We start from the raw sequence: 23,870 nt of genomic DNA, 5'->3' as shown, positions 1-23,870 counted from the left end.
TCTCCCTCGCCTGGCGGGGGAGGGCCTTTGACCCGCCAGATTGCGGCCAGCCTCAACGAAATGGCTGGAAAATATGCCCGGGCTCCGGGCTTTTCGATAAGCCGCTCGGGCGGCGCCGCAGAATTGGCCTCCAAGCTTTCGAACCTGTTCGCCGAGAATGACTTTTCTATCCCTTCGGGGCGTGGAAGAGTGGCAACAGGTATGAAGCAAGCCGAAACAAAAGTGGGAGACACATGTCCGGCCTGTCTTTGAATGACGTCACCAAGGAATTCGGTAACTTCAAGGCGGTGGACCGCGTTGCGCTGAACGTTCCGCACGGCACTTTCGTGTGCCTTCTGGGGCCGTCCGGCTGCGGCAAGACCACGCTGCTGCGCATGATCGCGGGCCTCGAGGAGCCGACCAGCGGTTCGATCGCCATCGATGACGACGACATCACCAAGGTACCGACGCATAAGCGCGATCTCGGTATGGTGTTCCAGTCGCTGGCGCTGTTCCCGCATCTGTCGGTGGGCGAGAACATCGCCTATCCGCTGCGCATCCGCGGCCGTTCCAAGGACGAGCAGGCAAGACGCGTCGATGAGCTCCTGAAGCTCATCCATCTGACCGGCTTTGCCGACCGCCCGGTGGCGAAACTGTCTGGCGGCCAGCGCCAGCGCGTGGCGATCGCCCGGGCGCTCGCGCTCTCGCCGCGCCTGTTCCTGCTCGACGAGCCGCTTTCGGCGCTGGATGCCAAGTTGCGCGAAGCCATGCAGGTCGAGCTGCGCCAGCTGCAGCAGAAGCTCGGCATCACAACAATCGTCGTCACCCACGACCAGCGCGAGGCCATGACCATGGCCGACCTGGTGGTCGTGATGGGCGAAGGCCGCATCCGCCAGGCCGCGGCGCCGGTGGAAATCTACCGCAAGCCGGCCGATGCCTTCGTGGCCGATTTCATTGGCATGACCAATCTCCTGCCCGTCGAGGCCGACGGCGCTGGCCGCGCGGTGGTGTTGGGTACAGCCGTTCCAGGTCTTTCCCTGTCTGCAGGCGTGAAGAAGGCTCAGATCTCCGTTCGTCCCGAAGATGTGCGCCTGACCGCCCCCGGTGACGGCGCGATCTCCGGCACCGTCACCTTCGTGCGTGATCTCGGCGGCACCATCGAAACCTTCGTCGAGGCCGGCGGCCGGACCATCGTTGCGGTCGCCACGCCGCGCGAGCGGCCGAATGTGGTGGCCGGCTCGCCGGTCGGCATCGTCCTGCCAGCCGAAAGCTGCGTGGTGCTCGAAAAATGAGACGCGAAGCGCCCAATTCGCTGGCCGACTACGGGCCGCTGCTCTACCCGGCGGTGATGCTGGTCGTGTTCTTCGTGGTGCCGTTTTCGACCATGATCGCGGTGAGCTTCTTCAAGCGCGACCCGGCCGGCTTCTACAAGACCGATTTCGTCCTCGACAATTACGCCCGCTTCCTGACGACGTTCTTCGGCTCGGTGCTCGGCTTTTCGCTGATGCTCGCCGTGCTCGTCGCCATCTGCTGCGTGGCGATCGCCTTCCCCTTCACCTACCTGCTCACCAAGTGCTCGCGAAAGGTGCAGACGGTGTGGCTGGTCTGTCTGCTGTCGGTGCTGTCGCTGTCTGAAGTCATCATCGGCTTCAGCTGGTCGACGCTGTTTTCGCGCACCGCCGGCGTCACCAACCTTCTGGTCGCCATCGGCCTGATGTCGGAGCCGCAGGCGCTGCTGCCTGGCTTTGGCGCGGTGCTGACGGGCATGGTCTACCAGGCGCTGCCTTATACGATTCTTGTGCTCTATCCCGCCCTGGTGCGGCTTGACCCGACGCTGCTGGAGGCTGCCCGCACGCTCGGCTCCTCGCCGGTCCGGGCCTTCTTCAACGTGGTGACGCCGGCGCTGCGCAACACGCTGGTGGCGACGCTGATCATGGTCTTCGTCTTCGCGCTCGGTTCCTACCTGCTGCCGCAGATCCTCGGCCGGCCGCAGCACTGGACGCTGTCTGTGCTGATCACCGACCAAGCCATCTACCAGTCCAACATGCCGTTTGCGGCGGCGATGGCCGTATTCTTGGTGCTGATCTCGCTGGCGCTGGTGGGGCTCACCCTGCTCGTCGGCCGGAAGGAGAACGCGGCATGATGCAGAACTGGCTTCGCAGGCTCTATTTCGGGGTCGTGGCGCTGTTCATAGCTGCGCCGCTGGTGGTGGTGCTCGGCGTCTCGGTCAACCAGAAACAGGACCTGACCTTCCCGCCGAAGGGCTTCTCGCTCGCCTGGTATTCGCAGATCTTCACCGATCCCGAATGGCGCAGCGCGCTGATCGCCTCGCTGCTCCTGGCGCTGTCCTCAGCGGCAATCGCGGTTTCCGTCGCTTTGCCGCTGTCCTGGTTCTTGTGGCGGCGCAAGGCGCCCTGGGCCCGCATCTTCCAGCTGCTCGGCGTGGCGCCTTTCATCCTGCCGCCGGTCATCACCGCGCTCGGCTTCCTGACGTTCTGGGCCACCACCGGCTTCTACGGTCAGCCCTGGACGGCAGCGATCAGCCACGCGATCTTCTTCGTCACCCTGCCGCTGGTGACCCTGTCGCTGGGCTTTGCCTCGATCGACAACTCGCTGGTCGAGGCAGCGTCCACCATGGGCGCCGACGACCGCACGGTGGCGCGCACCGTGGTGCTGCCGCTGATCCTGCCCTATCTCGTATCGGGCTATGCGTTCGCATTCGTGCTGTCGCTGAACGAGTACATCATCGCCTACATGACCATCGGCTTCACCATGGAGACGCTGCCGATCAAGATCTTCAACGCCTTGCGCTACGGCTACACGCCGACCATGGCGGCGGTGTCGGTGTTCTTCGTGGCGCTGGCGGCACTGGTCTTCGGTCTGATCGCAAAGTTCGGCGACATCAGAAAACTGCTCGGCGCCATGGGTTCGGAGGTCAGGTGATGAAACTCGCAGCTCTTCAGATGCAGTCGGTCGCCGGCGATGTGACCGCCAATCTCGCACGGATCAGACAGGCCGCGCTCGAAGCGGCCGCAGCCGGCGCCACGCTCTTGATCACGCCGGAACTTTCGCTCACCGGCTATGGCGCGGGCGAAGCGATCCGCAAGCTGGCCGAACCGGAGGATGGCGAGCAGGCCGACCGGCTGGCCGCGATTTCGGATGAGACCGGCATCGGCATCGTCGCCGGCTTTGCCGAGCGCCACGGCGAGGCAATCTACAATAGCGCGCTCTATGTCGATGGGCTCGGCGCGCGCACGGTCTACCGCAAGTCGCATCTCTATGGTCCTTATGAGCGCGGCCTGTTCGTGCCCGAGGAACCGAAGGCGCAGGTCATCAACCACCGCGGCACCAACGTCGGCCTGCTGATCTGCTACGACGTGGAGTTCCCCGAAAACGTCCGCCGCCTGGCGATGGCGGGTGCGGAGGTGATCGCGGTGCCGACGGCGCTGCCCAAGAGCGACCATGACGAGCTCATCGCCCGCAAGATGATCCCGGTCCGCGCCTTCGAGAACCAGGTCTTCGTCGCCTATGTGAACCATTGCGGCGCCGACGCACTGTTCTCCTACGCCGGGCTTTCGGTCATCGCTGCCCCCGACGGATCGCTGCTGGCGGAGGCCGAAGCGACCGGTGAGAAATTGTTGATCACAAAAATCGACACTGGCGATTACGCCGAATCCGCGGCGGCAAATTCCTATCTCGCCGATCTCAGGAGCTAGGTCGCAGCGGCTCGCTCTCTTGCCGACCGGCGGTCTTTAAAGGCGCGGATTAATAACATATTTCTATATTGAGGCGGGTGCATCCCGCTTCGACGGCCGCATTTTCCAGGCCGTCCGGGATGGCTTTTCGACGGCCGATCAACTGGCCGTGAAGGCCGATCTTTTCGCTCTCTTGTCACGCTCGTGCCATTGCCCTGTCATGCTTCATACCTATCTTCGTCGTGCCTGAAATCGACAGGAGGCAGATATGGCGGATTGGAACGAAGCGACGCTCGAGGATCTCCTGAGTGATCCGATCATTCTGAAGGTCATGGCGCGCGATGGTGTTCGTGCCGACGAGGTTCGATATCTCGTGGAACAGGCGAACAACAGGACCTTGGAAAAGCAGGCCGCCCTACTTTCCCAAGCACGTGTAAACGCAGCCACGGGCTGCTACGCTTGCGGAAGATAACGCAAATCTAACCCCTTTTGCGGGAGGCCGCGCGAATGCGTTGGCCTCCCTGCGGGGCTCTGGACCGAGCCCGACAACTCCCGGCGCCTCAACGCCAAAAGCTCCCAGACAATCAGATCAGCTTGGCCGCCTAGCCTCGGCCTGCACAGGAATTACCAGTGCGGCGGCTTGGTCGCTTCGTGCCCAGGTGCCGTCTGCTCTTCCAGCGCCAGGAAGCGGTCGGTCAGCGCGTCTAGCTTGCGTTGCAGCCGCTCGATCACTTTCCACTGTTCCGCGAGCTGGCCGGACAGTTCCTCGATAGTCTTCTCCTGCTCCGCCGCCCTCATTTCGAGCGTCGTCAGCCGTTCGTCGGGCGATGTCATGTCGGAATCCTTTTGCCGAAGCGAGAATCGGTGCGGGAAAGTTGCCACAAATTCTCGACAATCTGTCGATATCGCGCCCGTTGTCGCCTGGGAAAATTGACAAGACCCGGGCGATTTGTCGAGAGTGAAACCGGCCTCGTGCCGAATTGGCAGAGGTCAAGCGCCATGCTAGCTTTTGACCAAAAGATAAAAAATAAATAATGAGAGGTGGGCCGTCGCATGGCGGAAGCTGCAATCGAGCTGATCGGCATCAATAAGAGTTTTGGTGCCGTTCGCGCTAATCGCGATATCAATCTTGAAATCGCTCCGGGAACAATCCACGGCATCATCGGCGAAAACGGGGCCGGCAAGTCGACCCTGATGTCGATCCTCTACGGCTTCTACCAGGCCGACAGCGGCGAGATCCGCGTGGGCGGCAAGCCGACGGCCATCCGCACGCCCAACGATGCCATCGCGGTCGGCATCGGCATGGTCCACCAGCACTTCATGCTGGTGGAAAACTTCTCGGTGCTCGAAAACATCATCCTCGGCGCCGAGGGCGAGGCGCTGCTCAACACCTCCATCTCCAAGGCGCGCTCGGAGCTGCGCCGGCTGGAGCGCGAATACGGCCTCGAGGTCGACCCCGATGCGGTGATCGAGGAATTGCCGGTGGGCCTGCAGCAGCGCGTGGAAATCCTCAAGGCGCTCTATCGCGGCGCCGAAATCCTGATCCTCGACGAGCCGACCGGCGTGCTGACGCCCGCAGAGGCCGACCACCTGTTCCGCATCCTCCAGCAGCTGAAGGAGCAGGGCAAGACGGTGGTGCTGATCACCCATAAGCTGCGCGAGATCATGGCCATCACCGACACCGTTTCGGTCATGCGCCAGGGCACGATGGTCGCCACCCGCAAGACGAATGAAACGACCGTCGAAGAGCTGGCCGAGCTGATGGTTGGTCGCCGCGTGCTCTTGCGCGTCGAGAAGGGCGAGGCCCAGCCGGGCGGCGTGAAGCTGTCGGTGAAGAACCTGACGGTGAAGGACTCGCGCGGCGTCACTATGGTCGACAACGTCTCCTTCGACGTGCGCGCCGGCGAGATCGTCGGTATCGCCGGCGTTGCCGGCAACGGCCAGTCGGAGCTGATCGAGGCGATTGCCGGCACGCGCCGCGCGGTCTCGGGCACGGTCACGCTCGACGGCCAGCCGATCGACGTCACCGGCATTGCCGATCCGGGCGAGCTGCGCGACCGCGGCCTGGCCCATGTGCCGGAAGATCGCCACCATGTCGGCCTCGTGCTGGCCTTCGAGGAGAACGAGAACTCGATCCTCGGCTATCACGACAAGCCTGAATATCTGAACGGCCCCTTCCTGAACATCGAGGCGATCCGCAACGATGCGCGGGAAAAAATCCAGAAATACGACATTCGCCCCAACGACTGCCGCCTCAAGACCGCCAATTTCTCAGGCGGCAACCAGCAGAAAATTGTGCTGGCGCGCGAGATCGAGCAAGACCCGGGCGTCCTCATCGTCGGCCAGCCGACGCGCGGCGTCGATGTCGGCGCCATCGAATTCATCCACAAGCGCCTCATCGCCATGCGCGACCAGGGCAAGGCGGTGCTGCTGATCTCGGTCGAGCTCGACGAGATCCGCTCGCTCTCCGACTGTATCCTGGTGATGTTCGCCGGCCGTGTCGTCGGCGAGCGCGGGCCCGACGCAGGCGAGGGCGAACTTGGCCTGCTGATGGCCGGCGTCGAAAGCAAGGAGGCCGCAGAGTGAGCACGCCCTACGCAAAACTGCCCCGCTGGGCGGACTACGGTCTGATTCCGATAATCAATCTCGCCGTGGCGTTCTTCGTCGCCGGCCTCGTCGTCATGCTGGTGGGTGAAAACCCGCTGCGCGCGGCCGAGATCCTGGTGCAGGGCGCATTCGGCAACGGCCAGAACATCGCCTACACGCTGTTCTACGCCACCAACTTCATCTTCACCGGCCTTGCGGTTGCGGTGGCCTTCCACTGCGGCCTGTTCAACATCGGCGGCGAGGGGCAGGCCTATATCGCCGGCCTCGGCGTCGCGCTGGTGTGTCTGGCCTTCGACAGCGTGCTGCCCTGGTGGGCGACCTTCCCGCTGGCGATCCTCGCCTCGGCGGCGGTGGGCGCGCTGTGGGCGCTGATCCCTGCCTATCTGCTCGCCAAGCGCGGCTCGCACATCGTCATCACCACCATCATGTTCAACTTCATCGCCGCCAGCGCGATGGTCTACCTGCTGGTCGACGTGCTGAAGCCCGCAGGCTCGATGGCGCCGCAGACGCGCGACTTCCTGCCCGGCGCTCAACTGCCCAAGCTCGGCTGGCTGCTCGAAATGTTCGGCATGACCGTGCGCTCGGCGCCGCTGAACATCTCGTTCCTGCTGGCGCTGGTCATGGCCTTCCTGGTCTGGGTGCTGATCTGGCGCACCAAGCTCGGCTATGAGATGCGCACCTATGGCTTCAGCCCGAAGGCGGCGCGCTATGCCGGCATTTCCGAAGCGCGCATCATCATTATCACAATGATGGTCTCGGGCGCGCTGGCCGGCATGATGGCGCTGAACCCGATCATGGGCGACCAGCACCGCGTGCAGCTAGATTTCGTCACCGGCGCCGGCTTCGTCGGCATCGCGGTGGCGCTGATGGGCCGCTCGCATCCGGCTGGCATCGTGCCGGCAGCCATCCTGTTCGGCGTGCTCTACCAGGGCGGCGCCGAACTCGCCTTCGACATGCCCGCCATCTCGCGCGACATGATCGTCATCATCCAGGGCCTGGTCATCCTGTTTGCCGGCGCGCTGGAGCATATGTTCCGCCCGGCGATCCAGACGCTGTTCGCCAGTGTGAGCCCAGGTTCGGTCGGCGTCACCGTGGTCAAGGGGGAGGGCGCCTGATGGAGCTCATCGACGTTCTCGTTCAGCTCGTCGGCGCGACGATCCGCGTCTCGGTGCCGCTGCTGCTCGCCTGCCTTGCCGGCCTCTTTTCGGAGCGCGCGGGCATTTTCGACATCGGCCTCGAAGGCAAGATGCTGGCCGGCGCCTTCGCCGGCGCTTCGGCCGCCGCCGTCACCGGCTCGGCCTGGATCGGGCTGGCCGCCGCGATATTGACGGCAGTCTGCTTCGGGCTGGTGCACGGCTTTGCCTCCATCACCCACCGCGGCAACCAGATCGTCTCGGGCGTTGCGATCAACTTCATCGCAGCCGGCTCCACCATCATCCTCGGCCAGGCCTGGTTCCAGCAGGGCGGCCGCACGCCCTCGCTGAGCGGCGATGCCCGCTTCCAGGCCATCACGCTGCCGGGTGCGGATGCGGTTCATGACGTGCCGGTGATCGGCCCGATCTATGCTGAAGTCATCTCCGGCCATTCGCTGCTGGTCTATGTCGCCTTCCTGATGGTGCCGTTCACCTGGTGGGTGCTGTTCCGCACCCGCTTCGGCCTGCGCCTGCGCGCCGTAGGCGAAAACCCGGCGGCGGTGGATACTGCGGGTATTTCGGTGACTTGGCTGCGCTATCGCGCTGTGCTGTGCACCGGCGTGCTGACCGGCATTGCCGGCGCCTATCTTTCGGTGGCGCAGAACGCCGGCTTCGTGAAGGACATGACCGCCGGCAAGGGCTTTATCGCGCTCGCTGCACTCATCTTCGCCAAGTGGAAGCCGGTGCCGGCCATGTTCGCCTGCCTGCTTTTCGGTTTCCTGGAAGCCGCTTCCATCCGCTTCCAGGGCATGCCTTGGCCGTTCATCGGCAAGGTGCCGGTGCAGCTCATGCAGGCGCTGCCTTACATCCTCACCGTCATCCTTCTCGCCGGCTTCATCGGCAAGGCCATCCCGCCGCGCGCCGGCGGCGTGCCCTACGTGAAGGAACGGTGATTTAAGCTCGCGGAGACGTAGCCTCTCCCCTCACGAAGCGGGGGAGAGGTGTCGACGCAGAGCCGAGACGGAGAGGGGATAAAACCATGTCTCATGACCTATTTCTTGCCGCCAGGCAGGCCATGGCGAAAGCCCATGCGCCCTATTCGAAATTCCCGGTAGGGGCGGCGCTGCGCACTGAGGACGGCCGCGTCTTCTCCGGCTGCAACATCGAGGTGGCGTCCTATCCCGAGGGCTGGTGCGCCGAGACCACGGCGCTCGGCCATTACATCATGGGCGGCGGCGGCAGGATCGCCGAGATCGCCGTGGTCGCCGAACGCATGGACCGCATCACGCCTTGTGGCGGCTGCCGCCAGCGGCTTGCCGAGTTCGCCAGTGCTGAGACAAAACTGTTCCTCTGCGACCAGACCGGCGTGGTCGAGACGGTGACGATGGGCCAGATGCTCCCCTACGGTTTCGAAGGCAGCACGCTCAAATGAAGGAAGCGATCGATCATCTCGTCGAACGGCTGGGCGGCTTGGCGCCGCGCGTGGCGCTCGTGCTCGGCTCCGGCCTGGGCGGCCTCGTCAACGAGGTAGAGAAGCCGGTCCGCATCTCCTATGCCGACCTGCCGGGCTTCCCGGTCAGCGGCGTAACCGGCCATGCCGGCGAGGTCGTTGCGGGCCATTTCGCCGGCGTTCCGGTGCTGATGCTGGCCGGCCGCGCGCACTATTACGAACACGGCAATGCCGCAGCCATGCGGCCGGTCATCGAGGCGCTGGCCGGCATCGGCATCACGCACCTGCTGCTCACCAATGCCGCCGGCTCGGTCGACGCCGACATGCTGCCGGGCTCGGTGATGCTGATCGAAGATCACATCAATTTCTCAGGCACCAACCCGCTGTTCGGCGAGCCGAGCGACCGCCGCTTCGTCGGCATGACGGGGGCCTATGACCCTGGCATGCGCGCCGCACTTCAGCGTGCCGCGGCAACTGCCGACATCACGCTGCACCGGGGCGTCTATATGTGGTTCTCCGGCCCGAGCTTCGAGACACCGGCCGAAATCCGCATGGTGCGTGTCCTGGGCGCCAACGCGGTGGGCATGTCGACCGTGCCGGAGGTCATCCTGGCGCGCTTCTTCGGCCTGAAGGTCGCGGCCTGCTCGGTCATCACCAATCTGGCTGCGGGCATGACCGGGGCCGAACTGTCGCACGAAGAGACCAAGGACATGGCGCCCATCGGCGGCGCCCGCCTGGCCACTGTGCTGAAGACCATGTTCCGCGAGGGGTTTTTGGATGAGTAGCGGTGCCGCGAGAGGAAGCAGCCTGCTTCCGCAGGAAATCATCCGCCGCAAGCGCGACGGCAAGCCGCTCTCCGCCGAGGAGATCGCCGGTTTTGTCCAGGGCTTGACCTCGGGCGCGGTGTCCGAAGGCCAGGTGGCGGCACTTGCCATGGCCGTGTTCTTCAACGGCATGAGCCGTGACGAGGCCGTGGGGCTGACGGTCGCCATGCGCGATTCCGGCGACGTGCTCGACTGGTCGGATCTGCCCGGTCCGGTCACCGACAAGCACTCCACCGGTGGCGTCGGCGACAATGTCTCGCTGATGCTGGCGCCCATCGTGGCGGCCTGCGGCGCCTATGTGCCGATGATCTCCGGCCGCGGCCTCGGCCACACTGGCGGCACACTCGACAAGATGGATTCCATCCCGGGCTATGTCAGCCAGCCCGACAACGGGCTGTTCCGCGATGCGGTGCTGAAGACGGGCTGCGCCATCATCGGCCAGACGGCAAACCTCGCGCCGGCCGACAAGCGCGTCTATTCGATCCGCGACGTGACGGCGACGGTCGAGTCCATTCCGCTCATCACCGCCTCGATTCTGTCCAAGAAGCTGGCAGCAGGGCTGCAGTCACTGGTGCTCGACGTCAAGGTCGGCAACGGCGCCTTCATGGCCAAGAGCCGCGATGCCACAGCACTCGCGACCAGCCTGGTCGAGGTGGCGAACGGCGCGGGCCTGCCCACCTCGGCGCTGATCACCAGCATGGACGAGCCGCTGGCCTCGGCCGCCGGCAATGCGGTGGAAGTGCAAAACGCCGTCGATTTCCTCACGGGCCGCCATCGCGACCGCCGGCTGGAGCAGGTCACGCTGGCGCTTGCAGCCGAGATGCTGCAGCAGGCTGGCATCGCCGCCTCCAACCAGGACGGCGAGCGGCGTGCGCGGCAGGTGCTGGACAGCGGTGCTGCCGCCGAAGTGTTTTCGCGTATGGTGGCGGTGCTCGGCGGCCCCACGGATTTTGTCGAGAATTGCGCGTCCTATCTGCCCAAGGCCAAGCTGGAACTTGCCGTGAAGGCGCCGCGCGACGGCTTCGTGACGCACATCGAGACGCGCGATGTCGGCCTAGCGGTGGTGGCGCTCGGCGGCGGCCGCACCAAGCCGGAAGACGGCGTCGACCACACCGTCGGCATCACCCGGCTGCTGCCGGTCGGCACCGAGGTCAGGGCCGGCGAGGCGCTGGCACTGGTTCATGCGCGCCACGAAGCGGATGCCGAGCGCGCTATAGCGGCGGTTCACGCTGCCTACACGCTGGGCGACGCGAGGCCGACCCCGCACAAGGCGGTGGTGAGGCGCATCGGCCCGCGCAGCTGACAGATTTGAGAAGAAGAGCGCCGGGCTTTCGCGCCCGGCTGCGGGAAAGACCGGCGCGACGTCCTTCAGAACGCCGCGCCGTTTCGTTTCAGGCCGTGGTGCGGGGAGCGCGGAAGAACATCACCGCGGCTGCCAGGAAGGCGACAAGGCCGCAATAGGCGAACGCGCTGGCAACGCCGGCATTGTCCACCAGAAGGCCGCCGAACACCGCGCCCGCTGCGATCGATACCTGGAAGGTCGCGACCATCAGCCCGCCCGCGCTTTCGGCCTGGTCGGGTGCCGCGCGAACTATCCAGGTCTGAACGCTGACCGGCACCGCCCCGAAGGCAAAGCCCCACAGCGCGACCGAGATGGCCGCGGCCACCGGCGAGGCGCCCAGGAAGAGCAACGACAGGGTGGTTGCGGCAATCATAAGCGGAGCCAGGCAGATAGCGGCCTTGAGGTTGCGCTCGGCCAGCAGGCCCCCGGCGAGATTGCCGAAGAAGCCGCCGACGCCATAGGCGAGCAGCACGAGCGAGATCGTCTCGATGCCGAGCACCGGAACCCTTTCAAGGAAGGCGCGGACATAGGTGAAGCCGGCGAAATGGCCGGAGACCAGCAGCACGATCAGCACCAGCCCGAGCCGGACCAGCGGGTTGCGGGCGACGTCGAACAGGGTGCGGAAGCTCGAAACGTTGACCGGTGGCAGGCTCGGCACGCTCACGAGCTGTACGAGAAGCGTGACGACGCCGAGGACGCCAGCGAGCATGAAGGTGCTGCGCCAGCCCCACAGGTCACCGACATAGGCGCCGATCGGTGCTGCGCAGACCGTGGCCAGCGAGACGCCGGTGAGGATGATCGACATGGCGCGCGGCAGCACATGGCTCGGCACCAGCCGCATGGTGATTGCCGCCGACATCGACCAGAAGCCGCCGAGCCCGATGCCCAGCACCACACGTGCCAGCAGCAGAACGGGCAGCGACCAGGCGATGGCCGCGAGCACGTTGGACAGGATCAGCATCAGCGACAGGCCCCACAGCACATGCTTGCGGTCGATGCGCTTGGTGGCGATTGCAATCGTAGGCGCCGCGATCGCCGCCACCACGGCGGTGGCCGTCACTGCCTGTCCGGCGGCTCCCTCGGTCACGCCGAGATCCTGCGCCAGTGGCGTGAGTAGGCTGGCGGGCAGGAACTCCGCCGTCACCAGTCCGAAGACCCCCAGCGCCATGGACAACACGGCGGCCCATGCGGGGTCGGATCGTTCGTCTGGCTGTGCCGGGGCAAGTAGTGCTGCGTCCATGGTGCCGGTCGCGGGTTCGGTCATGATGGGCTCTCCGAATGATTGGGAGCGGAAAATGGGCGTGACGCTCTGGAGTTTCCATGTTAGAAACGCCATCATGCATGATCGATCGTCCAAACTTCCCATCACCGGCGACCCGCTGACCGACATATTGCGAGGCCTGCGCCTCGACGGCGTCGAGTACGGACGCTGCGAGATGAAGGAGCCCTGGGGCGTGGAATATCCCGCCCAGGCGGCGGCGCGCTTCCACTTCATCGGCCGGAAGGGCTGCTGGCTCATGCGGCCTTCGGGCGAGTGGGTGGAGCTCAATGCGGGCGATGCCGTGCTGCTGCCGCAGGGTGCGGGGCATGTGCTGGCGAGCGAGCCCGGCGTCAAGCCGACACCGATCACCGGCTATTCCGTGGCTGAGCTTTGCAAGAATGTCTATTGCATGTCGGACGACGGTCAGCTGAAGGAAGGCTGCCGCCCCGGGACGCTGCTTTTCAGCGGCAGCATGTATTTCAATCTCGATAGTCTGCATCCGCTGCTCGGCATGATGCCCGACGTGATGCTGACCCACGGGCTCGACGCCTATGAGCCGGCCATTCCTGCCTTGCTCGATGCCATGGCGCGCGAGGTGACGATGGAGCGGGTGGGGGCCGGCGGCATTCTCGCGCGACTGGCCGACGTGCTGGCCGCCACCATCATCCGTCTATGGGTGGAGCGGGGGTGCGGCGATTCCACCGGCTGGATCGCAGCCGTGCGGGACAAGGACATCGGCCGGGTGCTCGCCGCAATTCATCTCGAGCCGAACCGCGATTGGACGGTGGAAATCCTCGCCCGCATGATGGGCGCCTCGCGCTCTGGCTTTGCCGAGCGTTTCGCAACCATCGTAGGGCAGTCGCCGCTGAAATACGTCACCCAGGTGCGCATGCATCAGGCGCGGCAATGGCTCGTCCGCGACCGCACCAAGATTGCGGTCGTCGCCTCGCGGCTGGGCTATGAATCGGAAGCCGCCTTCAGCCGCGCGTTCAAGCGCGTCATCGGCGCGCCGCCCAGCCATTTCCGCTCCGAGGATGCCGTCGCAGCGGAATAGCGGCGCTACTGCACCAAGAGCAGCGTGCCGTTTTCGACCTGGTACTTGCCGAGCCGGTTGAGGAAGCTCATGCCGACCAGCGTGCCGGACAGCGCCTTGTCGTCCATCACCACGGCCTGCACATTGTCGAGCGAGACCTGGCCGATCTGCAGCCGGTCGATGGTCACCACCGCAGCCCGCGCCATGCCATTGGCGGTGTCGACCTGCTCGGAAAAATCCATCTGCGCCGGCGAAATGCCGATGCGCCGCGCCGTCGAGCGGTTGATCGCCACAGCGGTGGCCCCGGTGTCGATCATGGCGTCGACCCGGCGTCCGTTCATCGTGAATTCGGCGGTGAAGTGGCCGCGCTGGTCGGCCGCAAGCCGCACCTTGCGGCCGCTGGTTTCGTTCGAGCCCGATGACGCGGGCATGGCCGAAACCGACGCGGTCGTCATTTTGTCGCTGCCCAGGAAGGAAACCAGCATGCGCTGGAACGCTTCCTGGTTCGATTGGTAAAGCGTCGGGAACGACGCCGATGTTCCCGCGCAGACGGAGAAGATGATCAACTTGCGAAGCATGTGCCGCCCTGTTCTTTTTTGGGCGAACGTAGGCCTGCATGGTATCGGGGCCTTTAACGCCACGCCGTTCGCGTGGCGCTTCGCAAGGATTTCGGCGCGCGTCCTTAATCGCCGGTAAAACTACTTCGTGCCGTAGAGACGGTCGCCAGCGTCGCCGAGACCGGGGACGATGTAGCCCTTCTCGTTGAGCTGGCGGTCGATGGCCGCGGTGTAGACCGGCACGTCCGGATGCGCGTTGGTGAAGCGCTCGATGCCTTCGGGCGCTGCCAGCAGGCACAGATAGCGCATGTTGGTGGCGCCGCGCTCCTTCAGCTTGTCGATCGCCGCGATCGCCGAATTGGCGGTTGCCAGCATCGGATCGACGACGATGATCAGGCGGTCGGCGAGATCGCTCGGCGCCTTGAAGAAATACTCGACCGCCTCAAGAGTCTCGTGGTCGCGGTAGAGCCCGATATGGGCGACGCGCGCTGCCGGCACCAGATCGAGCAGACCTTCCAGAAGCCCGTTGCCGGCGCGCAGAACCGAGGCGAAGACCAGCTTCTTGCCCTCGAGGATCGGCGCTTCCATCGTCTCGATGGGGGTCTCGATGCTTTTGGTGGTGAGCTCCAGGTCGCGCGTCACCTCGTAGCCGAGCAGCAGCGAGATTTCGCGCAGCAGCCGCCGGAAGCTCGCCGTGGACGTTTCCTTGTCGCGCATGATGGTGAGCTTGTGCTGCACAAGCGGATGGTCGACGACTGTGACGCCCATTGAAATCTCTCCTGAAGGTTCTGCTGTGGCCGCAACATTAGCGGTTGCGTGCAGCCGGTGAAACCGCCTGCCGCGCGCCAGCCCACAGCTTTATGCCCATTTTCAGCGTTTTGGCGCTTCGAGACGCGATAATAGCGCCGCCTTGGTCTTGCGGTCCACAAAAGCGGCTTCGATTGCCGTGCGAGTCACCGCCGAAAGCGCCTTTTCGCTCATGCCGAAATGCGTCGCGGCAATATCGTATTCGCGCTTCAGCGTCGTCCAGAAATAGGGCGGATCGTCGGAATTGAGCGTCACCTTGCAGCCGGCCTCCTGCAGCTTGAGGAAGGGGTGGCTGGTAAAATCGTCGAACACCTTTAGCGCGATGTTGGAGCCGGGGCAGCACTCCAGCACCACGCCCTCGTCGGCGATGCGCTTGACGAGGTCGGGGTTCTCAATGGCGCGCACGCCATGGCCGATGCGCGAGGGGCGGATGTGGTCGAGTGCGGCCTTCACGCTTTCCCAGCCGCCGAACTCGCCGGCATGAACGGTGATGCCGAGCCCCGCCTCGCGCGCGATCTCGAAGGCGCGCACATAGTCTTCCATGTCGCCCTGGCGCTCGTCGCCGGCGACGCCGAAGCCGGTCACCAGCGGGTGGTCGCACTTGGCCGCGAAGCGCGCCGCAGCCTCGATCGATTCGACACCGACATGGCGCACGCCGGTCACGATCATCCGGCCCTCGATGCCTGTCTTGTCGCGGGCACGCAAAATGCCTTCGCCAAGCGCCTCGGTGTAGGCCTGGGGCGACAGGCCGGCCTTCAAGGCATGGTCGGGCGAGGTGAAGACCTCCGAATAGATGGCGCCGTCCCGCGCCAGGCTGGTCAGGTAATGCTCGGAAAGCCTGGCGTAGTCCTCTTCCGTGCGAAACAGGTCGGAGGCGACATCATAGGCCGCGAGGAAGCTGGTGAAATCGTGCCACACGAAGGAGCCGTCGCGGATGATGTGGGAGACGTCCTTGCCATATTTTGCGGCCTGTTTCAGCACCAGCTCAGGTGCTGCCGCACCCTCGATGTGGCAGTGCAATTCCGCTTTCAACGTCATCTTGTCTCCCTCGCAATACCTGTCCCCGAAAAGCGCGGCTCTTCACCGCGCCCTAAACAGCCTTAAACAATGGCGTAGCGCATTTTGATCGGCTATGGTCCCGCCGGATTTATGGCGGATCGGAAAAAATGTCAGAGCAACGGACCACTGTGGCCGGCGGCATGGAAACCTCTTACGGTTTCAAGAGCGTAGGTCAGGACGAGAAGCAAGGCCTGGTCAACGAGGTTTTCCACCGCGTTGCGGGTCGCTACGACCTGATGAACGACCTGATGTCGGCCGGCCTGCATCGCCTGTGGAAAGATGCGATGGTGGCTTGGCTCAATCCGCCCAAGCGGCCCGGCTGGCGGGTGTTGGACGTGGCCGGCGGCACCGGCGACATCTCCTTCCGCATAGTGGAGGCTTCGCACCGGCAGGCGCACGCCACCGTGCTCGACATCAACGGCTCCATGCTGGCCGTCGGCAAGGAGCGCGCCGAAAAGCGTGGCCTGTCTGCGAACACTGAATTCGTCGAGGCCAATGCCGAGGAGCTGCCCTTCGCCGACGAGACTTTTGATGCCTATACGATCGCGTTCGGCATCCGCAATGTGCCGCGCATCGACAAGGCGCTGTCTGAGGCTTATCGCGTGCTGAAGCCGGGCGGCCGTTTCCTGTGCCTCGAGTTTTCCGAAGTCGAGATGCCCATACTCGACAAGGTCTATGAGGAGTGGTCGTTCAGGGCCATTCCGCGCATCGGCCAGCTCGTGACCGGCGACGGCGAACCCTACAGCTACCTGGTCGAATCGATCCGCAAGTTTCCCAACCAGTCGAACTTTGCCGCGATGATCTCGCGCGCCGGCTTCGACCGGGTCACATACCGGAACTACTCCGGCGGCATCGCCGCCCTGCATTCCGGCTGGAAGCTGTGACGGGCGGCTTCGCATGAGTTCTGCAGGTGCCGCTTTCCGGCTTGTCCGGGCTGGATGGATTCTGACGCGTGAAGGCGTCATCGCGGCTTTGCCGGGCGAGGAAATGACGGGCCTGCCGAAATTCGGCTGGCGCGTCGCCAAGCTTCTGACGCGCGGCGGCGCCCGCCGGCGCCAGCGCTCGGAGCGGTTGGCCCACGCGGTGGCGAGGCTGGGGCCCTCCTATGTCAAGCTCGGCCAGTTCCTGGCGACCCGCCCTGACGTGGTCGGCAACGACATCGCCCTCGATCTCGCTTTGCTGCAGGACCGCCTGCACACCTTCCCCAAGGCGCAGGCGGTGCATGCCATCGAAAGCTCGCTGGGACGACCCGTCGGTGATCTTTACATCGAGTTGGGCAATCCGGTCGCTGCCGCTTCCATCGCGCAGGTGCATGGTGCGATGGTGGAGCGCGAGACCGGTGCGTCCAAGGTTGCCGTGAAGGTGATACGGCCGGGCGTGCGCAAGGCCTTCCAGAACGATCTGGAAAGCTTCTTCCTCGCCGCCCGGCTGCAGGAACGCTACATGCCCTCCACCCGCCGGCTGAAGCCGGTCGAGGTGACCGAGACGCTGGCGCAGACCACGCGCATCGAGATGGATCTGCGCCTGGAAGCCGCGGCGCTCTCCGAAATCGGCGAGAACACGCGCGACGACCCCGGTTTCCGCGTGCCGCATGTCGACTGGGAACGCACCGGCCGCGACGTGCTGACCATGGAATGGGTCGACGGCATCAAGATGAGCGATGTCGATGCGCTGAGCGCAGCCGGCCACGATCTGCCGCAACTGGCCGCGAACCTCATCCAGTCCTTCCTGCGGCATACGCTGCGCGACGGCTTCTTCCATGCCGACATGCATCCAGGCAATCTGTTCGTGGAGGCCGACGGCACCATTGTGGCCGTCGATCTCGGCATCGCCGGGCGGCTCGGCAAGAAGGAGCGCCGCTTCCTGGCCGAGATCCTCTACGGCTTCATCACGCGCGACTACACGCGCGTTGCCGAAGTGCATTTCGAGGCCGGCTATGTGCCGCACAAGCACAATGTCGCGGCCTTCGCGCAGGCCATCCGCGCGATCGGCGAGCCGATCCACGGCCAGCCGGCGGAAACCATTTCCATGGCCAAGCTGCTGACGCTGCTGTTCGAGGTCACCGAACTCTTCGACATGCAGACGCGCCCCGAACTGATCCTGCTGCAGAAGACCATGGTGGTGGTGGAGGGCGTGGCCCGCACGCTCGACCCGCATTTCAACATGTGGCAGGCGTCGGAGCCGGTGGTGGGCGGCTGGATTGCCAGCAATCTCGGCCCGCGCGGCATGCTGAGCGATGCGCGCGACGGCGTGCATGCGCTGGTGTCCCTGGCTCGCCAGGCGCCTGACCTTGCCGCCCGCGCCGAGCGCCTCTCGCGCGAGATCGACGCCATGGCCGAGCATGGCCTGCGTTTCGACGACAGGACGGCCAGGGCGATCGGCCAGGCCGAGGCGCGCAACACCCGCTCGGGCCGCATCGCCCTTTGGGTGATTGCGCTGACGCTCATCTGGATCGGCTGGAAGCTGCTGTAGGGCAGATGACAGCATTGCTGGCAGTGCTGTCATTGAAGTCAATCGGCCACAGTTTTATATTGAGCGGAAGGAGGAGTAGCCTATGGCTAGGATTACCGTCCGCAATCTGGATGACTGGGTAATGCAGAAGCTGAAGGAGCGCGGCGCGGCGCGTGGTGTCTCGATGGAACAGGAGGCTCGCGACGTGCTCGCTGCCGCCCTCGGTTTGCCCACAAGCGAAGGCTTTGACCGTAGTCGCTTGAAGTTTGATGACGAGGCGGTCGATACTGATCAGAGAACTGATTGATGGGAGTTCGAGAGGTACGACGGTGGGTACTCTGACTATCCGCAATCTCGATGAGCCCACCAAACGGAAACTGCGCGTGCGCGCCGCCGCGCACGGCATTTCGGCAGAGCAGGAAGTTCGGCAGATACTGGCCGAGGGAGTAGGACTGGGGGATCGACTCGCGGTGACCGGCGCCAGGCTTACCGTGGAGGAGATTCTTGAGTTTGGTCGGAGATTGCCGAAAGTCGACTTCGATCAAAAGCTCATTAGCGATGACCTCTGGTCTTTCGTCGAGAAAGACTGAACGATGGTGATCGACACATCTGCAATCGTTGCGATCCTCAAGCAGGAACCGGACGCGCTTGAGATTGCCCAGTGCTTGGCGGGCAACCAGAAGAAGTTCATCAGCGCTGCGACGGTCATGGAATGTGGCCTGGTAGTTGCCCGCAAATATGGGGCAGCAGGGGTGGCGGAAATGAATGGTCTCCTAGCGGGGCTCGGCGTCGAGATCATAGACTTTTCGGGAGACCATGCCGCACTCGGTATAGACGCCTATCAGCGCTATGGGCGTGGCTCCGGCCACAAGGCAAATCTCAACATGGGCGACTGTTTTTCTTACGTGCTTGCCAAAACCCGGAACCTGCCTCTGCTTTTCAAGGGCGACGATTTCGTCCATACCGATATCGAGCCGGCGTTGAAGCCGGCGTGAGGGCAGGCAAGGCATGACACTTTCTGGCAAGCGCATTCTGCTCATTATTGGCGGCGGCATCGCGGCCTACAAGTCGCTCGACCTCATCCGCCGCCTGCGTGAGCGTGGCGCATCGGTGCGCTGCGTGATGACGGAAGCCGCGCAGCAGTTCGTCACGCCGCTCGCCGTCGGCGCGCTCAGTGCCGACCACGTCTTCACCGACCTCTTCGACCGTCAGGACGAGCAGGATGTCGGCCATATTCGCCTGTCGCGCGAGGCGGACTTGATCGTGGTGGCGCCCGCCACCGCCGACCTGATGGCCAAGCTCGCCAATGGGCTCGCCAACGATCTTGCCTCGGCCGTGCTGCTCGCCGCCGACAAGCCGGTGCTGATGGCGCCGGCGATGAACCCGAAAATGTGGTCGCACCCGGCTACCCGCCGCAACCATGCGACATTATCGAAGGACGGCGTCGCCTTCGTCGGCCCCAACAAGGGCGAGATGGCCGAGAGCGGCGAGGCCGGCGAGGGGCGCATGGCCGAGCCGCTGGAGATCGTGGCGGCCATCGAGGCGCGGTTCGATACGCAGCCGAAGCCGCTGGCCGGCCGCAGGATCATCGTCACCTCCGGCCCCACCCACGAGCCCATCGACCCGGTGCGCTACATCGCCAACCGCTCGTCGGGCAAGCAGGGCCATGCGATTGCGGCAGCACTCGCAAAACTCGGCGCCGATGTGCGGCTGGTGTCCGGGCCGGTGACCATTCCCGATCCGGCCGGCGTCCACACCACCCATGTCGAAAGCGCGCGCGAAATGCGCGACGCGGTGGAGGGCCTGCTGCCGGCCGATGCCGCCGTCTTCGTCGCCGCCGTTGCCGACTGGCGCACGGCCAATTCGGCTGACGAGAAGATCAAGAAGGTGCCGGGCGAGGGGCCGCCGGCGCTGCAGATGGTCGAAAACCCCGACATCCTCGCAACAGTCGGCCACGCAAAGAACCGCCCCTATCTCGTCGTCGGCTTTGCCGCCGAGACGCAGAACGTTGTCGCCAACGCCGAAGCCAAGCTGAAGAAGAAGGGCGCCGATTTCATCGTCGCCAACGATGTCTCCGCAGCCGGCGGCGCCATGGGCGGTGACCGCAACCGGGTCAAGATCGTCTCCAAGGCGGGCATCGAGGAATGGCCCGACATGAGCAAGGACGAGGTCGCCGCACGGCTCGCCGAAGTCATTGCCGAGCGCCTGAAGACGATCACGGTTTGACCGGCCGCCAGAGCATTTTGCAGCCAGACGGAAACGTCTGGCGCTGCACAAATGCGGCCAAGAATAAGGATAGGGCGGCGGATCAGCATTCGTCAGAATGTCCGCGGCTCTAGCCACGATTTCCGCGCTTCCGCTGTTTCGCATCCGAACACTTATTGTTTATCGAATGCGGTCTTGGCCGCTCCTCGCCCGCGTGCAAGAGGAGCATGCCAATCCATTCGGAGTATCTTTCCAAATGAAACTTTTCTACATGCCCGGCGCCTGCTCGCTGGCCCCGCATATCGTTGCCAACGAAGCCGGTCTGAACGTGGAACTCATCAAGGTCAACGGCAAGACCAAGAAGACCGAGACCGATCAGGACTTCCTCGCCACCAACCCCAACGGCTATGTGCCGGCGCTGGTGCTGGCCGATGGCGAACTGATGACCGAGGCGTCGGTGCTGGTGCAGTACCTCGCCGACCAGAAGCCCGAGAGCGGCCTGATGCCCAAGGCCGGCGAAATGGCGCGCTACCGCGTGCAGCAGTGGCTGGCCTTCGTTTCGACGGAGCTGCACAAGGCTTTTGGTCCGTTCTTCAAGCCCGATACGCCCGAGGCCACCAAGGAGACGAACCGCGCCCATCTCAATAAGCGCCTTGCCTATGTCGACCAGAAGCTCGAGGGCCGTTCCTACCTGATGGGCGAGGTCTTCAGCGCGGCGGATGCCTATCTGTGGACCGTGCTCGGCTGGGCGCGCCATATCGGCTTCGACCTGTCGCCCTTCGCCAACATCCAGCGCTTCATCGCCACAGTGGCCGCCCGCCCGGCCGTGCAGCAGACGCTGCGCGAGGAAGGCCTGGCCTAGAGGGCTTCGCCGAAAGCAGCCTCAAACAAAACCGGCCCGGAAATCGGTCTTCGATTTCCGGGCCGTTGTCTTTTCAACGCCGTGTGGTCAGGCTCGCAGATAATGAGAATCTATCTGCACGGTAATCAAGGTGAACTGCAGTCCGATTTTTCTGAAAGTGATAAAGCGGTGCGGCAGATAATGAGAAACAGCCTGTTCTATTTCTGAAAAAATGCGAAAAGCGCTGCCGCTTCGGCGCCCAATCACATAACTTCGCGCTCGGGAAAAATACGGTAGAAGCTGCCTGCGCCATAATAGATCGCCCGCGCGGCCACTCCAAGCTTTCGATCGATATCGGAAATATCTTCGAGATTTGGCCGAGAACCCCGTAATCAGGCGGTCATGAAATTCCCGCAGTAGCTCGTCCGCCTTTTGTGCGAAACCACTCTCGGAAACGACGACCGAATACGTCTTATCAGTAGGCGACTGGGCCATCAGATCTCATTGCTGTTCAGCTTGGCAGTGGACCGCGTTTTTCGGGTTCGTCGGCAACTTTGCGTTCGACCAGGTCAACGGCTACAACCCAGTCCCGGTCCATCAATGCGGAAATGTCGTGCAAAGCTCCATTGCTCTGCGCGAACGTCCGCAGATCATCGAAGATGTGCTGAAGGTCTCGCGGCTCCAAGCTCTTTATGTGATCCCCCGGGGTGACGACTGAAAGCAAGCGCCCACGCTACGGAAAATCCACAGTGGCCGAGCCAACATCGATTTCCTGCAAGGCAAGCAAGTTACCAATAGGATAGAGTTTGCAGCCTTGGATCTCGATAGGAAAATCCCATGGGCCAGGACGATCCATGAGCATTTCTCCGATATGATCTTTGGCCAACAAGTCAGTCCAGAACATGGCCATCTTTAAAGATATCACCTTCGGGTATCCCTCAAGACGGAGGTCCGCCGTCACTTCCAAGCATCCGTCCTTGTTGTTGTATCCAGCTTGGAGAACTCCCCCCATGCCATCGCCAAGCTCAAATGCAGCGCCGTGCATGACGGTGACGGCATGAAGGATCATCAAGGCTCTGGCTCCATCCAGCTTGCCACCGTCGGCCGCCGTCATCAGGCCGTTCTTGATCATCACATGCTTGAAGTCTTCGAAAACCTGCTGTGCACGCAGGGCAGGATTCCATATCACGCGATCGCCGAAGTTGAGTGCGAGAAGCTCTTCGGTCGCGCTTAGCGAGCCTCCTCCCGCGCCTTTTCGTAGCTTCTCGATTGCCGACTCGAGCACGGACGCGGCTTTGCGCCTTCCGAGTCCTCCGGAGAGCCTGGCGACTTGTTCATCTGTTGCCATCCTGAAGTTCGACTCTGCGCGAGCAAGGATTTGATCGATGTTGGGCCCGGCAGGATTCAGTGCCCTGTCGACGAGCGGCCTAAATGTCGTGCGCATGTCACGAATGCGGTCGGTAACAGGCCCTCGGTTTCGCAAGTCCGGATGGGCCGCGAAATCGGCGAGTTCTTTGAAGCTCACGCGGCCATAAGATGAAGACCGCATTCCGACATAAAGCTTCGCCACGTCATCCGCCCGCAGGTCGCCGCTCATCAGACGATTGAGCCGCGCCTTCAACTGCTGATCGTGCAGTGTCATCGATCTCGACATTCCAATTCCCGGTTCGCCTCGCTTTGACCTGCCACTGAGCTTTCATCCGGCTGCGATTAGAGCCTCAGCGGTTTTGAATACGCCAATGGGCGCGGTGTGAGCAACCGGCGCAAACGCGAAGCCTTCATCTGGCGCAGCGTTGGAGCCGGTTGCGGCGATGGTCCCGGCGTAGTTTGCCGGGGTCTGGTATCCGAGCGATGAGTGCGGTCGGAAATGGTTGTAATCGTCTGCCCACTCCGCAATGGCGCTTCGGGCATGATCGAGGCCGAAGAACAGGCTTTCGTTGAGCAACTCGTCGCGCATCCGGCCGTTGAAGGACTCGACATAGCCGTTTTGCATCGGCTTTCCCGGCGCGATGTAATGCCATTCGACCTTGTGATCCTTCGACCAGGCAAGGATTGCATTCGAGGTGAACTCCGTTCCGTGGTCAGAGACGATCATGGCGGGCTTGCCGCGTCGTTCGAGGAGCGCTGTCAACTCCCGGGCGACACGGCGGCCGGAGATCGAGGTGTCGGGGATCGCTGCCAGGCACTCGCGCGTCACATCATCGACGACATTGAGAACGCGGAAGCGTCTGCCGCAGGCAAACTGGTCATGCACAAAATCCAGCGACCATCGGGCATTGGCTTTCGCTTCAACCAGGATCGGCGCACGCGTGCCGACGGCACGCCGCCGGGCTCTCCGCTTGCGAACGGACAGCCCTTCCTCGCGATAGAGACGGTAGATGCGGTTGACCCCGGACGGCTCTCCCTCCCGCCGAAGCAGAATGAACAGCCGTCGATAGCCGAAACGCCGCCGCTCATTGGCTAGGTCGTGCAGCTTTGCTCGCAGCGCCACATCCGGCGGTCGGCGGGACCGATAGCGGATCATCTTGCGGTCGGCGGATATGATCTGGCAGGCCCGCCGTTCCGAAAGACCCATGACGGCCTTCAGATGCGCGACAGCGTCACGCTTGGCGGCAGGCCCTACCAT

28 protein-coding genes are annotated in these 23,870 nt (G+C 63.8%); 20 read left to right on the top strand and 8 right to left on the bottom strand.

Annotated elements, in window-relative coordinates:
* The first annotated feature begins 27 nt into the window (after positions 1-27).
* From C7I85_RS30755 to C7I85_RS28780, 6 genes are all read left to right on the top strand, one after another.
* The gene (locus tag C7I85_RS30755; RefSeq protein ID WP_146148999.1) at positions 28-252 is read left to right on the top strand and encodes a hypothetical protein; all 225 of its coding nucleotides are present in this window, start codon (positions 28-30) and stop codon (positions 250-252) included.
* Positions 234-1,271, top strand: a complete 1,038-nt coding sequence (locus C7I85_RS28800; protein ID WP_106727432.1) for an ABC transporter ATP-binding protein — start codon at positions 234-236, stop codon at positions 1,269-1,271. The genes C7I85_RS30755 and C7I85_RS28800 overlap by 19 nt, the downstream gene beginning before the upstream one ends.
* Positions 1,268-2,122, top strand: a complete 855-nt coding sequence (locus C7I85_RS28795; protein WP_106727431.1) for an ABC transporter permease — start codon at positions 1,268-1,270, stop codon at positions 2,120-2,122. The genes C7I85_RS28800 and C7I85_RS28795 overlap by 4 nt, the downstream gene beginning before the upstream one ends.
* Entirely contained in the window at positions 2,119-2,922 is an 804-nt protein-coding gene (locus C7I85_RS28790; protein WP_428832924.1) for an ABC transporter permease, read from the top strand. Before C7I85_RS28795 ends, C7I85_RS28790 begins: the two co-directional genes overlap by 4 nt.
* Positions 2,922-3,695 carry a carbon-nitrogen hydrolase family protein gene (locus C7I85_RS28785; protein WP_106727430.1) on the top strand — a complete coding sequence of 258 codons (774 nt, stop codon included), beginning with the start codon at positions 2,922-2,924 and terminating at the stop codon, positions 3,693-3,695. Before C7I85_RS28790 ends, C7I85_RS28785 begins: the two co-directional genes overlap by 1 nt.
* 247 nt (positions 3,696-3,942) lie before the next feature.
* Positions 3,943-4,146 carry a hypothetical protein gene (locus tag C7I85_RS28780; protein WP_106727429.1) on the top strand — a complete coding sequence of 68 codons (204 nt, stop codon included), beginning with the start codon at positions 3,943-3,945 and terminating at the stop codon, positions 4,144-4,146.
* A 152-nt stretch (positions 4,147-4,298) separates the two neighbouring features.
* Here C7I85_RS28780 and C7I85_RS28775 read toward each other — a convergent pair whose 3' ends face one another.
* On the bottom strand, positions 4,299-4,508 hold the full coding sequence (locus C7I85_RS28775; RefSeq protein ID WP_106727428.1) for a SlyX family protein: 210 nt from the start codon (positions 4,506-4,508) through the stop codon (positions 4,299-4,301).
* A 219-nt stretch (positions 4,509-4,727) separates the two neighbouring features.
* Here C7I85_RS28775 and C7I85_RS28770 point away from each other — a divergent pair, with 219 nt between their 5' ends.
* The 6 genes from C7I85_RS28770 to deoA all read left to right on the top strand — a co-directional run bounded on the left by C7I85_RS28770 (position 4,728) and on the right by deoA (position 10,991).
* Positions 4,728-6,260: an ABC transporter ATP-binding protein gene (locus C7I85_RS28770; protein WP_106727427.1), complete on the top strand. Its 1,533-nt coding sequence runs from the start codon at positions 4,728-4,730 to the stop codon at positions 6,258-6,260.
* Complete coding sequence (locus C7I85_RS28765; RefSeq protein WP_106727426.1) at positions 6,257-7,396, top strand: ABC transporter permease; 1,140 nt, start codon at positions 6,257-6,259, stop codon at positions 7,394-7,396. Before C7I85_RS28770 ends, C7I85_RS28765 begins: the two co-directional genes overlap by 4 nt.
* Positions 7,396-8,367 (top strand): ABC transporter permease, encoded by a 972-nt coding sequence (locus tag C7I85_RS28760; RefSeq protein ID WP_106727425.1) that lies wholly within the window; start codon positions 7,396-7,398, stop codon positions 8,365-8,367. The genes C7I85_RS28765 and C7I85_RS28760 overlap by 1 nt, the downstream gene beginning before the upstream one ends.
* Before the next feature lie 86 nt (positions 8,368-8,453).
* Positions 8,454-8,846 (top strand): cytidine deaminase, encoded by a 393-nt coding sequence (gene cdd / locus C7I85_RS28755; protein ID WP_106727424.1) that lies wholly within the window; start codon positions 8,454-8,456, stop codon positions 8,844-8,846.
* On the top strand, positions 8,843-9,649 hold the full coding sequence (locus C7I85_RS28750; protein WP_106727423.1) for a purine-nucleoside phosphorylase: 807 nt from the start codon (positions 8,843-8,845) through the stop codon (positions 9,647-9,649). Before cdd ends, C7I85_RS28750 begins: the two co-directional genes overlap by 4 nt.
* A gap of 22 nt (positions 9,650-9,671) precedes the next feature.
* On the top strand, positions 9,672-10,991 hold the full coding sequence (gene deoA / locus C7I85_RS28745; protein WP_106727442.1) for a thymidine phosphorylase: 1,320 nt from the start codon (positions 9,672-9,674) through the stop codon (positions 10,989-10,991).
* A gap of 88 nt (positions 10,992-11,079) precedes the next feature.
* Here deoA and C7I85_RS28740 read toward each other — a convergent pair whose 3' ends face one another.
* The gene (locus C7I85_RS28740; RefSeq protein WP_106727422.1) at positions 11,080-12,294 is read right to left on the bottom strand and encodes an MFS transporter; all 1,215 of its coding nucleotides are present in this window, start codon (positions 12,292-12,294) and stop codon (positions 11,080-11,082) included.
* Between the two features lie 73 nt (positions 12,295-12,367).
* Here C7I85_RS28740 and C7I85_RS28735 point away from each other — a divergent pair, with 73 nt between their 5' ends.
* Positions 12,368-13,345, top strand: coding sequence for an AraC family transcriptional regulator (locus tag C7I85_RS28735; protein WP_106727441.1), 978 nt, complete (start codon positions 12,368-12,370; stop codon positions 13,343-13,345).
* A gap of 5 nt (positions 13,346-13,350) precedes the next feature.
* On the opposite strand, the gene C7I85_RS28730 is transcribed toward C7I85_RS28735, so the two are convergent.
* The 3 genes from C7I85_RS28730 to C7I85_RS28720 all read right to left on the bottom strand — a co-directional run bounded on the left by C7I85_RS28730 (position 13,351) and on the right by C7I85_RS28720 (position 15,726).
* A complete protein-coding gene (locus C7I85_RS28730; protein WP_106727421.1) occupies positions 13,351-13,902 on the bottom strand; it encodes a TIGR02281 family clan AA aspartic protease in 552 nt (183 codons plus the stop codon).
* A gap of 120 nt (positions 13,903-14,022) precedes the next feature.
* The gene (gene upp, locus C7I85_RS28725) at positions 14,023-14,649 is read right to left on the bottom strand and encodes a uracil phosphoribosyltransferase (protein ID WP_106727420.1); all 627 of its coding nucleotides are present in this window, start codon (positions 14,647-14,649) and stop codon (positions 14,023-14,025) included.
* A gap of 102 nt (positions 14,650-14,751) precedes the next feature.
* Entirely contained in the window at positions 14,752-15,726 is a 975-nt protein-coding gene (locus C7I85_RS28720) for an adenosine deaminase (protein WP_106727419.1), read from the bottom strand.
* Positions 15,727-15,854: 128 nt separating this feature from the next.
* On the opposite strand from C7I85_RS28720, the gene ubiE reads away from it, so the two are divergent.
* The 7 genes from ubiE (at position 15,855) to gstA (ending at position 21,265) form a co-directional block, all read left to right on the top strand.
* Complete coding sequence (gene ubiE / locus C7I85_RS28715) at positions 15,855-16,631, top strand: bifunctional demethylmenaquinone methyltransferase/2-methoxy-6-polyprenyl-1,4-benzoquinol methylase UbiE (RefSeq protein WP_106727418.1); 777 nt, start codon at positions 15,855-15,857, stop codon at positions 16,629-16,631.
* Positions 16,632-16,644: 13 nt separating this feature from the next.
* Positions 16,645-18,219, top strand: coding sequence for a 2-polyprenylphenol 6-hydroxylase (ubiB, locus tag C7I85_RS28710; protein ID WP_106727417.1), 1,575 nt, complete (start codon positions 16,645-16,647; stop codon positions 18,217-18,219).
* Positions 18,220-18,301: 82 nt separating this feature from the next.
* On the top strand, positions 18,302-18,505 hold the full coding sequence (locus C7I85_RS28705) for a FitA-like ribbon-helix-helix domain-containing protein (protein WP_106727416.1): 204 nt from the start codon (positions 18,302-18,304) through the stop codon (positions 18,503-18,505).
* 22 nt (positions 18,506-18,527) lie between these two features.
* A complete protein-coding gene (locus C7I85_RS28700) occupies positions 18,528-18,788 on the top strand; it encodes a FitA-like ribbon-helix-helix domain-containing protein (protein WP_106727415.1) in 261 nt (86 codons plus the stop codon).
* 3 nt (positions 18,789-18,791) lie between these two features.
* On the top strand, positions 18,792-19,193 hold the full coding sequence (locus C7I85_RS28695) for a type II toxin-antitoxin system VapC family toxin (protein WP_106727414.1): 402 nt from the start codon (positions 18,792-18,794) through the stop codon (positions 19,191-19,193).
* Positions 19,194-19,206: 13 nt separating this feature from the next.
* Positions 19,207-20,424 carry a bifunctional phosphopantothenoylcysteine decarboxylase/phosphopantothenate--cysteine ligase CoaBC gene (coaBC, locus tag C7I85_RS28690; RefSeq protein ID WP_106727413.1) on the top strand — a complete coding sequence of 406 codons (1,218 nt, stop codon included), beginning with the start codon at positions 19,207-19,209 and terminating at the stop codon, positions 20,422-20,424.
* Positions 20,425-20,659: 235 nt separating this feature from the next.
* Positions 20,660-21,265 (top strand): glutathione transferase GstA, encoded by a 606-nt coding sequence (gene gstA / locus C7I85_RS28685; RefSeq protein WP_106727412.1) that lies wholly within the window; start codon positions 20,660-20,662, stop codon positions 21,263-21,265.
* Between the two features lie 87 nt (positions 21,266-21,352).
* Here the strand turns inward: gstA and C7I85_RS30750 are convergent, their stop codons facing one another.
* From C7I85_RS30750 to C7I85_RS28675, 3 genes are all read right to left on the bottom strand, one after another.
* Positions 21,353-21,739, bottom strand: a complete 387-nt coding sequence (locus C7I85_RS30750; RefSeq protein WP_146148998.1) for a hypothetical protein — start codon at positions 21,737-21,739, stop codon at positions 21,353-21,355.
* Positions 21,740-21,977: 238 nt separating this feature from the next.
* Positions 21,978-22,886 (bottom strand): hypothetical protein, encoded by a 909-nt coding sequence (locus tag C7I85_RS28680; protein ID WP_146148997.1) that lies wholly within the window; start codon positions 22,884-22,886, stop codon positions 21,978-21,980.
* A gap of 54 nt (positions 22,887-22,940) precedes the next feature.
* Positions 22,941-23,870: IS3 family transposase (locus C7I85_RS28675; RefSeq protein ID WP_106727410.1), on the bottom strand; the 930-nt coding region annotated here is incomplete at its 5' end.

It is taken from the genome of Pseudaminobacter soli (ex Li et al. 2025), assembly GCF_003012705.1.
Taxonomy (GTDB): Bacteria; Pseudomonadota; Alphaproteobacteria; order Rhizobiales; family Rhizobiaceae; genus Pseudaminobacter; species Pseudaminobacter soli.
This window is presented reverse-complemented; position numbering and strand designations above follow the sequence as displayed.

Excerpts from the sequence above, each read along its gene's own strand:
- C7I85_RS30750 (WP_146148998.1), bottom strand. The coding sequence starts at position 21,739 with ATGGCCCAGTCGCCTACTGATAAGACGTATTCGGTCGTCGTTTCCGAG.
- cdd (WP_106727424.1), top strand. The coding sequence starts at position 8,454 with ATGTCTCATGACCTATTTCTTGCCGCCAGGCAGGCCATGGCGAAAGCC.
- C7I85_RS28795 (WP_106727431.1), top strand. The coding sequence starts at position 1,268 with ATGAGACGCGAAGCGCCCAATTCGCTGGCCGACTACGGGCCGCTGCTC.
- C7I85_RS28735 (WP_106727441.1), top strand. The coding sequence starts at position 12,368 with ATGCATGATCGATCGTCCAAACTTCCCATCACCGGCGACCCGCTGACC.
- C7I85_RS28780 (WP_106727429.1), top strand. The coding sequence starts at position 3,943 with ATGGCGGATTGGAACGAAGCGACGCTCGAGGATCTCCTGAGTGATCCG.
- C7I85_RS28720 (WP_106727419.1), bottom strand. The coding sequence starts at position 15,726 with ATGACGTTGAAAGCGGAATTGCACTGCCACATCGAGGGTGCGGCAGCA.
- C7I85_RS28760 (WP_106727425.1), top strand. The coding sequence starts at position 7,396 with ATGGAGCTCATCGACGTTCTCGTTCAGCTCGTCGGCGCGACGATCCGC.
- C7I85_RS28730 (WP_106727421.1), bottom strand. The coding sequence starts at position 13,902 with ATGCTTCGCAAGTTGATCATCTTCTCCGTCTGCGCGGGAACATCGGCG.
- C7I85_RS28750 (WP_106727423.1), top strand. The coding sequence starts at position 8,843 with ATGAAGGAAGCGATCGATCATCTCGTCGAACGGCTGGGCGGCTTGGCG.
- gstA (WP_106727412.1), top strand. The coding sequence starts at position 20,660 with ATGAAACTTTTCTACATGCCCGGCGCCTGCTCGCTGGCCCCGCATATC.
- C7I85_RS28680 (WP_146148997.1), bottom strand. The coding sequence starts at position 22,886 with ATGACACTGCACGATCAGCAGTTGAAGGCGCGGCTCAATCGTCTGATG.
- C7I85_RS28785 (WP_106727430.1), top strand. The coding sequence starts at position 2,922 with ATGAAACTCGCAGCTCTTCAGATGCAGTCGGTCGCCGGCGATGTGACC.
- ubiB (WP_106727417.1), top strand. The coding sequence starts at position 16,645 with ATGAGTTCTGCAGGTGCCGCTTTCCGGCTTGTCCGGGCTGGATGGATT.
- ubiE (WP_106727418.1), top strand. The coding sequence starts at position 15,855 with ATGTCAGAGCAACGGACCACTGTGGCCGGCGGCATGGAAACCTCTTAC.
- C7I85_RS28800 (WP_106727432.1), top strand. The coding sequence starts at position 234 with ATGTCCGGCCTGTCTTTGAATGACGTCACCAAGGAATTCGGTAACTTC.
- coaBC (WP_106727413.1), top strand. The coding sequence starts at position 19,207 with ATGACACTTTCTGGCAAGCGCATTCTGCTCATTATTGGCGGCGGCATC.
- upp (WP_106727420.1), bottom strand. The coding sequence starts at position 14,649 with ATGGGCGTCACAGTCGTCGACCATCCGCTTGTGCAGCACAAGCTCACC.
- C7I85_RS28705 (WP_106727416.1), top strand. The coding sequence starts at position 18,302 with ATGGCTAGGATTACCGTCCGCAATCTGGATGACTGGGTAATGCAGAAG.
- C7I85_RS28790 (WP_428832924.1), top strand. The coding sequence starts at position 2,119 with ATGATGCAGAACTGGCTTCGCAGGCTCTATTTCGGGGTCGTGGCGCTG.
- C7I85_RS28770 (WP_106727427.1), top strand. The coding sequence starts at position 4,728 with ATGGCGGAAGCTGCAATCGAGCTGATCGGCATCAATAAGAGTTTTGGT.
- C7I85_RS28775 (WP_106727428.1), bottom strand. The coding sequence starts at position 4,508 with ATGACATCGCCCGACGAACGGCTGACGACGCTCGAAATGAGGGCGGCG.
- C7I85_RS28740 (WP_106727422.1), bottom strand. The coding sequence starts at position 12,294 with ATGACCGAACCCGCGACCGGCACCATGGACGCAGCACTACTTGCCCCG.
- C7I85_RS28695 (WP_106727414.1), top strand. The coding sequence starts at position 18,792 with ATGGTGATCGACACATCTGCAATCGTTGCGATCCTCAAGCAGGAACCG.